General features: G+C 50.1%; 12 protein-coding genes and 1 riboswitch. Of the genes, 9 read left to right on the top strand and 3 right to left on the bottom strand.

What is annotated here, in order from left to right:
• Nucleotides 1-864 (bottom strand): RNA polymerase sigma factor RpoH, encoded by an 864-nt coding sequence (gene rpoH, locus NWAT_RS08510; protein WP_013220696.1) that lies wholly within the window; start codon nt 862-864, stop codon nt 1-3.
• A 156-nt stretch (nt 865-1,020) separates the two neighbouring features.
• Entirely contained in the window at nt 1,021-2,079 is a 1,059-nt protein-coding gene (ftsY, locus tag NWAT_RS08505) for a signal recognition particle-docking protein FtsY (RefSeq protein ID WP_013220695.1), read from the bottom strand.
• 104 nt (nt 2,080-2,183) lie between these two features.
• Here ftsY and NWAT_RS08500 point away from each other — a divergent pair, with 104 nt between their 5' ends.
• The 6 genes from NWAT_RS08500 to cobC are packed head-to-tail and all read left to right on the top strand — an operon-like array spanning nt 2,184 to nt 6,883.
• Entirely contained in the window at nt 2,184-3,563 is a 1,380-nt protein-coding gene (locus tag NWAT_RS08500) for a M16 family metallopeptidase (RefSeq protein WP_013220694.1), read from the top strand.
• Nucleotides 3,553-4,857, top strand: a complete 1,305-nt coding sequence (locus NWAT_RS08495) for a M16 family metallopeptidase (RefSeq protein WP_013220693.1) — start codon at nt 3,553-3,555, stop codon at nt 4,855-4,857. The genes NWAT_RS08500 and NWAT_RS08495 overlap by 11 nt, the downstream gene beginning before the upstream one ends.
• Entirely contained in the window at nt 4,841-5,446 is a 606-nt protein-coding gene (gene rsmD, locus NWAT_RS08490) for a 16S rRNA (guanine(966)-N(2))-methyltransferase RsmD (RefSeq protein ID WP_013220692.1), read from the top strand. Before NWAT_RS08495 ends, rsmD begins: the two co-directional genes overlap by 17 nt.
• Nucleotides 5,447-5,466: 20 nt before the next feature.
• On the top strand, nt 5,467-5,949 hold the full coding sequence (gene coaD, locus NWAT_RS08485; protein ID WP_013220691.1) for a pantetheine-phosphate adenylyltransferase: 483 nt from the start codon (nt 5,467-5,469) through the stop codon (nt 5,947-5,949).
• A 37-nt stretch (nt 5,950-5,986) separates the two neighbouring features.
• Nucleotides 5,987-6,241 carry a YfhL family 4Fe-4S dicluster ferredoxin gene (locus tag NWAT_RS08480; protein WP_013220690.1) on the top strand — a complete coding sequence of 85 codons (255 nt, stop codon included), beginning with the start codon at nt 5,987-5,989 and terminating at the stop codon, nt 6,239-6,241.
• Nucleotides 6,242-6,277: 36 nt separating this feature from the next.
• Complete coding sequence (cobC, locus tag NWAT_RS08475; RefSeq protein WP_013220689.1) at nt 6,278-6,883, top strand: alpha-ribazole phosphatase; 606 nt, start codon at nt 6,278-6,280, stop codon at nt 6,881-6,883.
• Here the strand turns inward: cobC and NWAT_RS08470 are convergent.
• A complete protein-coding gene (locus NWAT_RS08470; protein ID WP_041350949.1) occupies nt 6,880-7,641 on the bottom strand; it encodes a hypothetical protein in 762 nt (253 codons plus the stop codon). The two genes, cobC and NWAT_RS08470, sit on opposite strands and share 4 nt — an antisense overlap.
• Nucleotides 7,642-7,759: 118 nt before the next feature.
• Between NWAT_RS08470 and NWAT_RS08465 the strand changes: the two genes are divergently transcribed.
• The 3 genes from NWAT_RS08465 (at nt 7,760) to NWAT_RS08455 (ending at nt 14,916) form a co-directional block, all read left to right on the top strand.
• Nucleotides 7,760-9,277, top strand: coding sequence for a hypothetical protein (locus NWAT_RS08465; RefSeq protein ID WP_013220687.1), 1,518 nt, complete (start codon nt 7,760-7,762; stop codon nt 9,275-9,277).
• Between the two features lie 187 nt (nt 9,278-9,464).
• Nucleotides 9,465-9,674, top strand: a riboswitch (cobalamin riboswitch).
• 135 nt (nt 9,675-9,809) lie between these two features.
• A complete protein-coding gene (locus NWAT_RS08460; RefSeq protein WP_013220686.1) occupies nt 9,810-11,750 on the top strand; it encodes a TonB-dependent receptor plug domain-containing protein in 1,941 nt (646 codons plus the stop codon).
• A 262-nt stretch (nt 11,751-12,012) separates the two neighbouring features.
• Nucleotides 12,013-14,916 carry an FAD-binding and (Fe-S)-binding domain-containing protein gene (locus NWAT_RS08455; RefSeq protein WP_013220685.1) on the top strand — a complete coding sequence of 968 codons (2,904 nt, stop codon included), beginning with the start codon at nt 12,013-12,015 and terminating at the stop codon, nt 14,914-14,916.
• The last annotated feature ends 2 nt before the right edge of the window (nt 14,917-14,918 follow it).

Raw genomic sequence — 14,918 nt, 5'->3', positions numbered from 1 at the left:
CTAATCAGCCAGTACGGAACGCATCTTTTTTATGGCGTTATTTTCCAGTTGGCGAATGCGTTCGGCAGAAATCTGGTATTCCGCTGCGAGTTCGTGTAAGGTGCTTTTGTTTTCTTGAAGCCAGCGGCGGTTAATGATAGTGCGGCTGCGCAAATCTAGTACTTCTAATGCCTGTCGTAACCGCTGGCCATAATAATTTTCCTGGTCTAGAAGCTCCATTTTCTGGGCTGGATCAGCAGATGGATCCGCAAGGTAAGCCATCGGCGCGGGGAGGCTATTTTCGCTTTCCTCGGTGTTAGTGCCATCGAAAGGAGTATCCTGGCTACTCAATCGAGCTTCCATCTCCATAACTTGTTTAGGGCTAATACCTAGATCTTGGGCAACTTCATTTACTTCTTTTCGATTAAGCCAGCCTAAGCGTTTTTTAGCGCTCCTCAGATTAAAGAACAGCTTGCGCTGGGCTTTGGTGGTTGCTACTTTGACGATACGCCAGTTACGAAGAATGAATTCATGGATTTCCGCCCGAATCCAATGGACAGCGAAAGATACCAAACGCACTCCTTGCTCTGGATCGAAGCGTTTGACCGCTTTCATGAGACCAATATTGCCTTCTTGAATTAAATCTGCCAGGGGAAGTCCATAACCGTTATATCCCCGCGCAATCCGGATGACAAAACGAAGATGGGAGAGGACCAATTGCCGAGCTGCCTCCAGATCATTATACTGCCTAAGCCGGAGGGCAAGTGATCGTTCTTGATCTGCGCTTAGCACGGGGATGCTGTGGGCATTTTGGCAATAGGTATTGAGGTTGCCAACGGCTAGAGGTACTAATGCCCAGTTATCATTGCGTACAGTCAGTTCCATAAATTCCTCTTAAGTAAAGAAGTTCCTTAATATTAGCACTCTTATAATAAGAGTGCTAATATTAAGGAAAGGTTCCCCCCGCCGGCGGTTCGATTAGTGCCACTTAGTATCCGTGAATAAACAAGATAGGTATAGCGGTCTAGTTAATGATATTTATTAATTTGGTTGCTCTGGTAAATTCTCAAATTCTTCGCCTTCTTTCGGAGGCAGCGGGGTAAGTAAGGCATCCACAAATTCTTCGGCGTTAAAGGGGCGTAGGTCATCAATGCCCTCGCCGACACCGATGAAACGGATGGGGATCCCCATTTTTTTAGCAATAGCAAAGATCACCCCTCCTTTGGCAGTACCGTCTAACTTGGTCAGGATAATCCCAGTAAGGCCAACGGCTTCATGGAATTGTTTAGCCTGATTCAGTGCATTTTGGCCTGTTCCAGCATCCACGGTCAGCATTATTTCATGGGGAGCGTGGGGATTAACTTTACCCATGACTCGTTTTATCTTCTTGAGTTCCTCCATAAGATTGATCTGGGTATGGAGCCGACCTGCGGTGTCCGCAATGAGCACATCAATTCCCCGGGCCTGGGCTGATTGCACAGCATCAAAGATTACTGAGGCGGAATCGGCTCCGCCGTGCTGGGCCATGACCGGAACTTGATTGCGTTCACCCCATACTTGCAATTGCTCCACTGCTGCAGCACGAAAGGTATCGCCAGCAGCGAGCATTACCGAGCGACCCTCAGCCTGGAATTTTTTCGCTAGCTTGCCAATAGTGGTAGTTTTACCGACTCCATTGACGCCTACCATGAGAATGACAAAGGGTTGAATGGCTGCTGGAATTATTAACGGTTGGTTGCAAGGCGTCAGTAAAGCTTGCATATTCTCTCGCAGGGCTGCCATCAAGGCTTCCGCATCTTGGAGTTGCTTGCGGGAGGTTCGAACGGTGAGATCTTTAATAATAGCCTGGGTGGCTTCTACTCCCACATCCGCAATAAGTAATTGAGCTTCAATCTCTTCTAGTAATTCATCATCAATGGATTTTTTGCCTAGCATCAGATCAGCAATACCGCCCGTCAGATTATTGCGGGTACGGCCGAGGCGCTCACGCAGGCGTTTGAATAAAGATTGTTTTTCCCTTGCTTGGGTGGTTGCCGGAGGAGGAGTTGCTTCTGAATTTTGTTCTGGGCTCTTTCGCTTACGCTTAAAGAAACTTACCATGGCTTTTATGACTCATTAGGTAATGTTTACGATTAAGTATCCTATCATTATTGTTAATTTTAAAAACCAATATCTATAGCGTTAATCAAGCAAGAAGGAAGACAATGACGCCATTCATACGCTCGCTAATAATTTTTTTGGCTCTGCTGCTGCCACTAGCGGTTATGGCCAAAGTACATGAATTTACCCTGGAGAATGGGCTAAAGCTCCTAGTTAAGGAAGATCCCCGAGCACCGGTGATGGTTTCCCAGGTGTGGTACAAGGTGGGCTCTAGCTATGAATATAATGGGATTACGGGTATTTCCCATATGCTGGAGCACATGATGTTTAAGGGTACCAAAAACCTGGAACCAAACCAGTTTTCGCAAATTATCTCCGCTAATGGCGGTGAGGAAAATGCCTTTACGGGGCGCGATTATACTGCCTATTTTGAGCAGATGGCCAATGATAGGGTAGAGGTCAGCTTCCGGCTGGAAGCCGATCGCATGCGCAATCTAGTGCTTATTCCCGAAGAATTACGGAAGGAGAAGCAAGTCGTGATGGAAGAGCGGCGCATGCGCACGGAGGATAATCCTAATGCCTTGACCTATGAGCGTTTTAACGCCACCGCTTTTCTCAGCGGCCCCTATCATCATCCTGTAATTGGTTGGATGAGCGATATTCAGCATTATGAACTCAAGGATTTGCAAGCTTGGTATCAAAAGTGGTATGCCCCTAACAATGCGACTGTAGTGGTGGTAGGAGATGTGGACCCTGAGACCGTCTATGCTTTGGCCAAAAAATATTTTGGCCCCCTGAAACCCGAAAAAATCACTTCTCCCAAACCCCAGCGGGAGATTTCCCAGACGGGTCAGCGGGAGATTTTCGTACGGGCACCAGCCGAACTACCTTATTTGCTGTTAGGGTGGAAGGTGCCGGTTATAAAGAACGCGGAAGAAGATTGGGAAGCCTATGCCCTGGAGGTGCTCGGTGGAATCTTGGATGGGGGGCGTAGCTCCCGTTTTTCCAAGGAACTGATTAGGGGGGGGCAAATTGCTACTAGTGTGGGTGCTAGCTATGATTTGTATGCTCGTGCCGAAGACCAATTTGTGATTGCTGGAGTACCGGCCCAGGGACGGACTATTGCCGAGTTGGAGGAGGCTATTTGGGCCCAGATTCAGCGCCTGCAAAAAGAACTCGTGAGCAAGGAGGAACTGGAGCGAATCAAAAACCAGGTAGTTGCCCATCAGGTTTTTGAACAGGACTCCATGTTTTTTCAGGCCATGCAGCTAGGGTTGTTGGAAACGGTTGGGCTAGACTGGCGGCTAGCGGATGCCTATGTGGATCAGGTGCGCGCCATTACCCCTGAACAAGTCCAGGCGGTTGCCCAGAAATATTTGTTGGAGACCAGGTTAACCCGGGCGGAATTAGTGCCTTTACCTATTGAGCCAGGAGAAAAAGCGCCTTCGACTCAGCCTGTGGAAGGAGGCCGCCATGTTTCGTAGTCTTGCAATTTTACTGCTATGGAGTATTGCTGCTATAAGTTTAGCGGCGCCTGATATTCAGCATTGGACGATGGTCAACGGAGCCCGGGTTTATTTTATCCAGGCCAAGGAATTGCCCATGGTGGATGTCCGCGTAGTCTTCGACGCAGGTGCGGCCCGGGATGGAAACCAACCTGGCTTGGCCCAACTGAGCAGCGCCCTTTTACCGGAAGGTGCGGGTGAGTTAGATGCCGATGCCATCGCCGAGCGATTTGATAATTTGGGCGCCCAGTTTGGTACCCAGGCCGAACGGGATATGGCGGTAGTCAGCCTGCGTAGCTTGACCGAGTCTAAAATTTTGCAGTCGGCATTGGAGACCATGGCCTTGGTTTTGAGGCAGCCTACTATGCCGGTAGCGGCTTTTGAGCGGGTACGTAAGCGAATGGAAACTGCTCTACAAAGGCAGTTGCAGTCGCCGAGCAGTCTTGCTAGCCGGGCTTTTTATCGCCGCCTTTATGGCGACTCCCCCTATGGGCATCTGCCTCTAGGAACCCAGGAAGGGTTGGCTAGCTTAACCCGGAAGGATGTTTTGGCCTTCCATCGGCGCTACTATGTGGCCAGCAATGCGGTAGTGGCGATTGTGGGTGCGCTAGAGCGATCCCAGGCCGAGCAGGTAGCCGAGCAGGTGATAGGCGATTTACCAATAGGAAAACCGGCGCCTGCACTACCACCCGTCCTTAACATCAGCAAGCCGGGAGTAGAGGCCATTCGTTACCCTTCTAGCCAGACGACCATCATCTCGGGAACGATAGGAGTGCGCCGAGGCGCTTCCGATTACTTTCCTCTCTATGTGGGTAATCATGTTCTAGGGGGCAGTGGTTTGGTTTCCCAAATTAGCGTGGAGCTTCGGGAGAAGCGGGGATTAACCTATAGCGCTAATAGCTACTTTAGCCCCATGCGGCGTCGAGGTCCCTATGTCATGGCATTGCAAACTCGCAACGAACAAGCCGAGGAAGCCTTAAAGGTGTTGCGCGAGACCTTGCGAGACTTTATCGCCGAAGGACCCAGCGAGGAGGAGCTTCGGTTAGCCAAGCAAAATATTACCGGCGGTTTTCCCCTGCGAATCGACAGCAATGGGGAGAAGGTTCAATATCTTGCCATGATTGGTTTCTATCAATTGCCACTGGATTATCTGGAGACCTTCATTTCCCAGGTGGAGGCGGTCACGGTTGCGCAGATTCGGGAGGCTTTTCAGAAACGGATCGATCTAGATAAGATGGTCACGGTTATGGTGGGCGGTGCTACCAAGGAGTAGAACTAAATCTCTCCGGCGCCAGGTTAGAATTATTGGCGGTCTCTGGCGCGGCCGGAAAGTCGATTTTCCGGCCCGCCCGGAATTGCGCCCCACGCCTGATCGGATTCGGGAAACTTTATTTAATTGGCTCCAGCCGGTCATCAGCGGCGCTCGTTGTTTGGATCTGTTTGCGGGTAGCGGGGTGCTCGGTTTGGAGGCTAGATCTCGGGGCGCGGCGGCGGTAGTCATGGTAGAGGAAGATTTGCGAGCGTATCAAGCAATCCAGGCCCAGATAGAATATTTTTCCGCCGAGAAGATAGAAGTTGTTGCCGGTGATGCGTTGGCTTATCTGCGTGGTTCCGCGCAAAGTTTTGATATTGCTTTTTTAGATCCTCCCTTTGAAAGTAGTTTGCTAGAGCCCTGTTGCGCCTATTTGGAGTATGGTGGCTGGTTGACCCCCGGTGCTTATATTTATCTGGAGGCTTGGAGGCGCAGCCCGTTACCGCCTTTGCCGGTCACCTGGACATTATTACATAGCAAGCAGGCGGGGGAGATAGGGTATTATCTGGCTCGTCGGACTTCTAATGCCCCTGGAGCGGAAGCCGAATAACTTTTTAGCAAAGCAAAGTGATGCCAAATATTACTGCTGTTTATCCGGGAACCTTTGATCCTATTACCCGGGGCCATAGCGATTTAGTGGAACGCGCCGCTCCTTTGTTTGGGCGGATTATTGTTGCTGTTGCCGCTAGCCCGGTTAAAGCCCCTTGTTTTTCATTAGAAGAACGAGTGTCCATGGCTGAGGAAGTCTTGGCGGGTTACCCTAATGTGGAAGTGCGCGGCTTTGGCGTTTTATTGGCCGATTTTGCCCGCAGTTGCGGTGCCCGTGTATTGCTGCGAGGGTTGCGGGCCGTCTCTGACTTTGAGTATGAATTTCAACTGGCCAATATGAATCGCCACTTGGTATCGGAAGTGGAGACCCTATTTTTAACCCCTGCTGAGCAGTACGCTTATATTTCGGCCAGTCTAGTGCGGGAGGTCGCTGCCTTGGGAGGCGATGTCTCGCCCTTTGTGCATCCCCGTGTACTGACTGCATTAGCTGAAAAATTGGGCTAGAATATTTATAATTGAGTATTTTAGTCAGGAATTAAAGATGGCTTTATTGATTACCGATGAGTGCATCAATTGTGATGTCTGCGAACCTGAGTGTCCCAATGGCGCTATCTCTCAGGGAGAAGAGATTTATGTTATTGAACCGAAGCTTTGCACGGAGTGTGTAGGGCATTTTGAAACTCCTCAGTGTGTCGAGGTCTGTCCTGTGGAATGTATCATTCCAGATGCAAATCGCAAGGAAACCCGAGAGGAATTGAAGGACAAGTATTACGCACTTATGGCCCAAGTGGAGTAATGAGAACCCATCAGGAAAAAAGTTAAATTAGCTTCCATGTCAACGCTTATTGATCTCATCCGCCATGGCGAGCCTGTGGGAGGGCACCGCTACCGAGGCCATAGGGATGATCCCCTGAGTGAAAAAGGTTGGTCACAGATGCGAGCGGCCGTTGGCGAAGGTTGCCCCTGGGATCGGATTATAAGCTCTCCCCTCAAACGGTGCGCGGAATTTGCCTATGAGCTTAGTCAGCGCCATGGGCGGCCTTTACAGCTAGATGAGCGTTTGCAAGAAATTAGCTTTGGGGCTTGGGAAGGTTCTACGGCTGCCGAAGTCAGAGAGCGTGAACCGGAGGCTTTCCGCCGCTTTTATGAAGATCCTGTTCGCCATACACCACCGGGCGCAGAATCTTTCCTGGATTTCCGTGATCGAGTTATTGCTGCTTGGGAGGAATTACTTAATCGCCATGGTGGCGAGCATGTACTGGTAGTTGCCCATGCTGGAACGATGCGGATGTTGATACGCCAGGTATTGGAGATGCCTTTGGAAACCGTTTTTCGAATCCATGTCCCTAATGCCGGCATCAGCCGGATTCAAGTAGGCGGAGAGGGGCCGCGAGAGCGCTTACAATTGCTGTTCCATGGGGCAAACTTACCTATTTAACGGGAAGCGATTTCATGCAAAGCAGCCACTTCTAAGCCTGCTTCTTCTGCCAGATGCAAGGCTCGTTCAAGGCGGGCAGGGGCTGATCGGCCAGTGCATTTATGGTGGGGGTCCGCCTCGATAGCAGCCACCAGTCCTTCCATAAGCCGTTCTCTGGGAAGAGGGGTTTTCGCTAGCCATTCCTGGAGGTCCAGGACATCCTTGGCCACTCGCTTAGCGAGTTCTTGGTGCTGCCCCCAGAGAGTGGCCACGTCGCCTCCGATGATAAGTCCCGCGATATTGGTGGTCAAGATATAGAGGTTTTTGCGCGCCAATTCGAACAGCAGTTCCGTTTCTGTGGTCAGGATATGAGTCGGAATGTCTAATGTTTGCAGGGACGAGGACAGCAAGTGCGCGCCAGGACCATAGGCGGGAGAGGGGAGTAAGATCTTAACGTCTTGTCCCTGCTTTTTTTCGAACCAAATCGAAGTAACAGTCAAATTAGAAAAATGATAGGGCTGCCAGTCTCTGGGTAATAACTCATTTTGCAGGAGCGCTAGATGATTTTGCCAGGAGGTAGGGATTTGCTGCAGGACCGGGTGCAAGTCTGCTTCCGCGACGGCGACTAAAATGAGCGCAGGATCCGGTACTTCCTGAGCGACTTCCTCCATCAGCAGATCCCGGGAAACCGGGTAGACAGGGTGCCCTGCGCGCAGAAATCCACGTGCAAATACCCCGCCTATCTCGCCGATACCAATAATCACAATAGCTGGCTTCACTCTCTTTCCCTCCATTTCTATCACATACACCCTCCATGATAAGGGTAGAGAGGGAATTAGTAAAAAATTCTGAATTGAAAAGGTAAAGAAAATCCACGAAGTTCAGAATATATAATTCATGAAGGGAAATAGATCTTATGCCAGCTTAGTATATTTATTTGCGCTAACCATTTCTCCATTGCTGACAATTGCTCAGGTTGGCCCGCCTATAGGCGGAAAACTAGATAGCCTGGTGGGGCCGGAGCTTGTCGATAAAACGGTAGAGCAGTTCCCCCTCCTAAGCCCTAGAGAGGAAAAAGAGGGGAAATCGGGTAAATTCTGGCAGTTCTTACTTAAAGAAGAGGACAGGCGCCGCGACATTTTGCCCAAAACGAAGCTACTTAAACCCAATGCCTTAATACTACGCCAAACTAAGCAACCTGCTATTCAGCAACACTTTGCCCTAGGCAATGACAGTGCTACGTTGACGCGTTTCGAAACCCATACAACGCCTGATTTTGGCCAATCTTTGGGAAGCTACCTTTCCTACCCATCCCTGCAAGGGGCAGTGTTTTCAGGAGAAATCTCAGATCTAGCCTCCACGCCAATCACATTCTCGAGCGTTTATCTAAAAGGTCAGCGCGGTCTAACTCCCCTATCGGAATTTGGGTTAAATTATGATTATGCTTGGAGTCTAAAGACCGATGCCAAGCTACTTTCGGAGCAGATTGATTTACATGGCGAGTATGCTTGGACTCACTATAATTATGATCCTTTCATAGCTACCTCGGCTCAAAACGATAATGCTTACAAATTACAATTGAGCTACCAACCCCTCCAAGCCGCCTCCTTTTTTGAATCGCCATTAAACGGGGTCATGGGAGTAAAACATAAACGGGTAGGCCTTTTCTTTCAAAGCCCTGTTGAAGCAACTTCAGAGCAGGGAATATCCAGATGGGAAGGCTTTACCCATCTGGATTGGCGGGGACTGGCATGGGATAATTCCATAATCCAGGAAGCGGGTAACGGAGAAAGATTTTTATCGCCACAGCGAACTTACACAACTCAATTGCAGGGATCGTACCGGTTTCAACGCTTTAAGCTGCCGTTGTGGTTGGGTTCTCCTAATCTTAATATGGCGCTTTCCAGAAATAAGATTGAGCAACAAAGACGGCAGCTTTCCAAAGCGGAATTTAAAGCCGATTTTTCCTACCAGAATTGGCATTGGAACTTAAGCCATAGCTTGAATTGGAATAAAATCGAAACCATGCCGACAGAGGCCCAATATTTTGCCACCTCTGCCGCGGAAGCCGGACTTAAGCTATTTAGTAACGGCAACTTGAGCTTAGATCCAATGCTTCGCTATCAATACCGAGGCGCTAATCTTGATGAGTTGCTGGTCGGAATCAAGAGTCATACTGTATTTGTTCCGGAGCTTCTTAAAGGGCAATTCCAGATAGCTGCCAAGCAGAATTGGGATAATAAGCAATCAAAGCGCACTTATACGACAAGTGGTAATTTGAATTGGCGGTTTGCTCATCAAAAACCCCTACTTCCCGCAATACATCTATTTCTTGAAGGGCGTTATCAAATTGACTTGAATCAAGTTGATTTTAATGAAGATTATCGAGTATTTTTGGGGCTCAGCTTTGACTAGCAAAAGTTTAATGGAGGAGCTCAGGACAATTCAAACCGCTAGGTAGCAGTGACTGGATTATTCTATCCACACAAAGCCCCGTCCTGGAGCTATTTTGGTTCATGCAACCCTTCTTTTATGATTCTCGCGCTCCCCCCATCCTTTGTGGAGGAGGGGAAATATTGACAGTGCTAACTCATTTCCCTAGATTACCTTCCTCATTATAGGTGCCCCGATCCTAATTAGAGGGGTTAAACGGGAAGTCGGTCGAAAGCCGACGCTGCCCCCGCAACGGTAGGCAAGGAAAGGTTGGTTATTAAGCCACTGCGGATTTCCGTGGGAAGGCTATCAGCCCAGCGGGTATTTTAATCGCCGCTTACTTGCAAGCCCGGAGACCGGCCTAGAGTGTCCCGTGGTGTTGCGGAGGGCGACAATACCGAGATTATCCTTTTTCTAGACCCTATGATGGGTGACGGAGCCTTATTGTCTTCCTCTGCAGCGTATTTGCAAATGACTGCCGTGCGGGTGCGCGCGGTCCCAGAGGAGGAGATTGTTGAAAATATTTTCAACGCTTGGATTAGGTGGCCTGATAGGGCTAGGGTCCGTTGTTTATGCCGGTGAGCAGCAGGCCCCAAAAACCCTAGCGCCGATGGTGGTGACGGCAACACGGACTCCAACGCCAGCGCAAGATGTAGGGAGTGATATAAGTGTCATTACCGCCGAAGATCTTGCCCAGCGGCAAAGAATGCCAGTATCCGAGGTATTGCGAGGCCTACCAGGAGTCGACGTTGTTCAAAGTGGCGGTTTAGGCCAGCAGACCTCGGTATTCCTGCGGGGGGCAAACGCCAACCATACCCTGGTGCTCATTGATGGGGTAGAAGCCAATGATCCCAGCAACCCCAGTGGTTCTTTCGATTTCGCCAATTTGCTAACGGATAATATCGAGCGCATTGAGATTCTGCGAGGGCCGCAAAGCACCCTTTATGGTTCCGATGCCATTGGCGGCGTTATCAATATCATTACTAAGAAGGGAAGGGGCAAGCCTCGCGTTACCGCTCGCGTCGAAGGTGGTTCTTTTAGTACCTTCAAGGCGACAGGGGGAGTACATGGCGGGAATGACCTTGTTAATTACAGCCTGACCGGGACTCGCCTTGAAAGCGCTGGCATCTCGGCAGCTGATTCTCGCCGGGGCAACCCGGAAAAAGATGGTGATCGGAATACAACCCTCACGGGGCGATTCGGGCTAACGCCTACGCCCAATTTTTCCCTTGATACTACCTTGCGCTATAACGGTAACCATACTGACATTGATGGATCGACGGTTGATAATAGGGGCCGTTTTGTACCCATAGATGATCCTAATTCGACTCTGGATAGCCAACAGTTGTTTCTCCGGGGTCAAGGACATCTCACTTTGTTTGATAATCTATGGGAACAAATACTTGGGGTTTCTTTTACCCACCATGATAGGGAAAATCAAAATCGGCCAGACCCTCAGAACCCTTTTCCTTTCCCAGGTTCTTTTAAGGGGGAGAAAATCAAAGTGGATTGGCAACATAACCTGCGTTTTTCTAAGGAACATACTCTGACCTTTGGATTCGCCTGGGAAGAGGCCAGCATGGAGGCCCAATCGCCGGGTTCAAACTTGCCCCGGAAGAGCGTTGACACCAAGGGATACTACTTGCAAGATCAATTGAGTTTTTGGGATAAGCTGTTTCTCACTGGGGGGATACGGTTAGATGATCATAGCATTTTTGGTTCTAAAATTACCGGCCGGACAACCGCCGCCCTCGTATTTGATGGATTGGGCCTCACGCTCAGGGGGAGCTACGGTACTGGTTTTAAAGCCCCTACTTTAACCCAGTTATTTGATGAGCGCTTCAATACCACTCAGGATGACCGCAATACTCCCCAGCTTGAATACAACAATCCAGATTTAAGCCCTGAAATGAGCCGTTCCTGGGACATCGGAGTAGAACAATCCTTTTGGAACGATGAGGGGGCAGTAGGGGTGACCTATTTCGACAATGAACTGACTGATTTAATCCAGTTTAGCCAGGTGGCTGCTGATAACTTCCAGCTTATTAATATTGATGCAGCCAAAATTAGGGGCTGGGAGATTTTTATGAATTTAACGCCCCTGGAAGAATTGACTTTGCGTGGGAACTATACTCAGATGCATACTCAAGATGAGAAAACCGGTCAGCCTTTGGTACGGCGTCCGGAACGCAAAGCAGGCTTTAACGCTAATTACCGCTTTTTGAGTAAGGGTAACCTCCATCTTCAGGTGGTTTATGTGGGGCATCGGCAAGATGTAGGGGGTATCCCTCTGCCTAGTTATACAGTAGTTAACGCTGCTATTTCCTATGAGGTCACTAACTATTTCCAATTATTTGCCCGAGCGAATAACCTGCTGGATAAACAATATCAGGAAGTGTTTGGATTCGGCACACCAGGTATCTCTGGCTTTGGTGGTATCGAGTTTTCTTTTTGATAGGTTTGATAGCGGGAATTGCTAGCTGCTTGGGTTAGCAGGGAAATACCTCAGATAAACTACTATGCTTCTGGATAAATAAAATTGCAGACTGGAATTATGCCGAACTTGAAACCATCCCTCTTATAGTTTAGGTGATTCATCGCGACTTTGAAGCAAATAAGCCATAATAATTTTCAAGAGACGCCCAGTTTTTTAAGGCACAACCAAACTAATTCGTAAATGCTTATAGTAATGAACGGTTTTGTGCGTATTGAGAAGCATGCCTCCAGCAACCTTTGATTACCTCCTTCAAGAGCTCTCCCGGGCGATCCAGGGAGAAGTACTGACTGATCGTTTGAGTCGGATGCTTTATGCCACCGATGCTTCTCCCTATCAGCAGCTTCCTTTGGGGGTAGTGCGGCCTCGCAGCGTTGAGGATTGTGTAACGCTGATACGATTTGCTAACAGTCACCGGATTGCCTTGATTCCCCGCGCTGCGGGCACCAGCTTGGCGGGTCAATGCGTGGGGGAGGGATTGGTGGTCGATGTTTCCCAGCATTGGACAAAAGTACTGGAAATTGATGCACCCCGTCGCTGGGCGCGAGTGCAGCCAGGAGTAGTTTTAGATGTCTTGAACCAACAGCTTCGGCCCTCGGGCCTAATGTTTGCGCCGGACCCTTCTACCGGCAGCCGTTGCCAGATAGGCGGGATGATGGGCAATAATGCGTGGGGCCTACATGGTCTCCACTATGGTACGACCCGGGACCATGTGCTAGAGGTTAAGGCGGTGCTAAGCGATGGCAGTATTGTGCGCTTTGGGCCGCTTAACCCTGGCGAATTGGATATTAAATTGACGCAGGATTCTCTGGAAGGAAATCTCTATCGGGCCGTGGTGGAAGCGGTGGCGGAGCAGCGGAAGATTATTTTGGAACGCTATCCCAGCAGCCGAGGGATTCCTTGTAACCAAGGCTATCCCCTGGATTTGTTAGCCCAGGGCCAACCTTGGGTGTCGCAGGGGCGTCTCTTCAATTTAGCGCCTTTTTTATGTGGCAGCGAGGGGACGCTGGCCCTAGTGACCGAAGCGACTTTGAAGCTGGTTCCCTTGCCTGGGGAGCGGATACTTGTAACGGCTCACTTTAACAGTCTGGATGAGGCTTTACGGGCGGTGGCTGGGATATTAGCGCATCAACCAGTCGCGGTAGAGTTGCTAGATAAAACGATAATCGGCTTAGCCCAAAATAATCCGGAGCAGGTAAAAAATTGTTCCTGGATAATAGACGATCCGGTAGCAATTTTGCTCATTGAACTAGAAGAGAAGGGGGACCCACTCCAAGGGCGGGGAGAGGCTTTAGTGGCGGATTTACGCACAAGCCATGGGTGTTATGCGGCCCCTGTTTTGGCATTTCCCGAACAGGCCTGGGCAGTGCGCCGCGCTGGCCTCGGACTGCTCATGGGGATGCCCGGCAGGCACAAGGCCGTTACTGGCATTGAGGATACCGCCGTTGCCGTGAGGGATCTTCCCGCCTATGTGGCCCGAGTGCAAACTTTAATGGCCCGCTATGGGGTTCATTGCGTGATATATGGATCTGCTGGACGGGGATTGCTCCACTTGCGGCCCGCGCTGGATCTGACTTTGGCGGAAGAGCGAGAGCGATTTTGCGCCATTATGGTTGAGATGGCAGAATTGGTGAAGGAATTTGGCGGAGCCTTTTCCGCAAAGCATGGTGATGGACGGCTGCGGGCTCCCTTTCTGGAAGCGGTATTAGGTCCGGAAATCGTTGCTCTATTAAGTCGTATTAAGCAGGCGGCTGATCCTCGTTCTTGCTTTAATCCTGGGAAAATTCTAGCGCCTCCTCCCTTGCTGGAATCGCTTCGTACCCAGAAGGAAGCGCCTATAGAATCCTCCTTAACCTTCTTCGATTGGCGTAAGGATCAAGGTTTACAGGGAGCTGCCGCTCGCTGCAATGGGGCGGGAGTTTGTCTCAAACAAGCTGGCCAGGGAACCATGTGTCCCTCCTATATGGCTGCCGGTGAGGAGCTGCATGGTACCCGAGGCCGGGCTAATGTTTTTCGCCAAGTGTTAGCATTGTCTGGAGGGCTGACGGGCGAAAATAGCCCCTTGCTTAAAGAGGCCCTGGATCTATGCCTAGCCTGCAAGGGCTGTAAGACAGAATGCCCGGCGGGAGTCGACATGGCGCTTATGAAGGCGGAATTTCTGCAACAATACCAGGATCGCCATGGAGTTCCCTGGCGCGGGCGGATTTTGAGTCAGTTCCAACACTTAGCTCGTTTAGGCTCTTGGTTACCCGCTGTGGCCAATTGGATATTGGCTTCAAAGTTGCTTCAGCGGGTATTAAAATTTCATCCCCAACGCCAGCTTCCCCTCTTAGCACGCCGTACTTTTAGCTCTCAACTCCGAACCCGGCTTCCTCATATTCATACGGGCCCTCGGGGTGAAGTAGTGCTTATTAACGATCTTTGGACCGAGTTCTTCGATCCTCAGATTGGGATGGCGGCTGTTAGCTGTCTGGAACAGTTAGGTTATAAGATCATCGTGACCCCTTGGTTGTCAGCAGGCAGGATACAGATTAGCCAGGGTCAACTGCGTTTAGCTCGAAATTTGCTTGAGGAGGCTGTGGTCCGCCTTTATCCTCATGCCGCTGAGGGCAAGCCACTGATTGGGTTGGAACCGTCGGAACTATTAACCTTCCGGGATGAAGCCTTGGCGCTACTGCCGAGGGGCGAGAGTCGCCGCAAGGCAGAAGTGGTGGCGGGCAAAGCCCAGTTATTCGAGGAATTTATTGCCCAAGAAGCTGCCGCTGGGCAGCTTAATCCGTCATTTTTTGATAGCCAGCCCCGCCGTATTTTAGTCCATGGCCATTGTCATGGAAAGGCTCTGTCCGGGATGCAACCGCTTCTGGATGCATTAGCTTTGATGGAAGGGACCACCGTAGAATCTATTCCATCGGGTTGTTGCGGGATGGCAGGAGCTTTTGGTTATGAACAAGAACATTATGAAGTATCATTACGTATCGGAGAGCTCGTATTATTCCCGTCGGTTCGCCAAGCATCAGCGGGCACCTTAATTTGCGCGCCGGGCACAAGTTGCCGGGCCCAAATCAAAGAAGGAACCAAGGTACTTGCCTACCATCCGGCGGAGTTACTACAGAAATCGCTTTTATAATA

It is taken from the genome of Nitrosococcus watsonii C-113 (assembly GCF_000143085.1).
GTDB classification, from domain to species: Bacteria; Pseudomonadota; Gammaproteobacteria; order Nitrosococcales; family Nitrosococcaceae; genus Nitrosococcus; species Nitrosococcus watsonii.
This window is presented reverse-complemented; position numbering and strand designations above follow the sequence as displayed.

Bases quoted from the DNA above. Each gene is read 5' to 3' on its own strand.
- rpoH (WP_013220696.1), bottom strand. From the start codon at position 864: ATGGAACTGACTGTACGCAATGATAACTGGGCATTAGTACCTCTAGCC.
- ftsY (WP_013220695.1), bottom strand. From the start codon at position 2,079: ATGGTAAGTTTCTTTAAGCGTAAGCGAAAGAGCCCAGAACAAAATTCA.
- NWAT_RS08500 (WP_013220694.1), top strand. From the start codon at position 2,184: ATGACGCCATTCATACGCTCGCTAATAATTTTTTTGGCTCTGCTGCTG.
- NWAT_RS08495 (WP_013220693.1), top strand. From the start codon at position 3,553: ATGTTTCGTAGTCTTGCAATTTTACTGCTATGGAGTATTGCTGCTATA.
- coaD (WP_013220691.1), top strand. From the start codon at position 5,467: ATGCCAAATATTACTGCTGTTTATCCGGGAACCTTTGATCCTATTACC.
- NWAT_RS08480 (WP_013220690.1), top strand. From the start codon at position 5,987: ATGGCTTTATTGATTACCGATGAGTGCATCAATTGTGATGTCTGCGAA.
- cobC (WP_013220689.1), top strand. From the start codon at position 6,278: ATGTCAACGCTTATTGATCTCATCCGCCATGGCGAGCCTGTGGGAGGG.
- NWAT_RS08465 (WP_013220687.1), top strand. From the start codon at position 7,760: ATGAAGGGAAATAGATCTTATGCCAGCTTAGTATATTTATTTGCGCTA.
- NWAT_RS08455 (WP_013220685.1), top strand. From the start codon at position 12,013: ATGCCTCCAGCAACCTTTGATTACCTCCTTCAAGAGCTCTCCCGGGCG.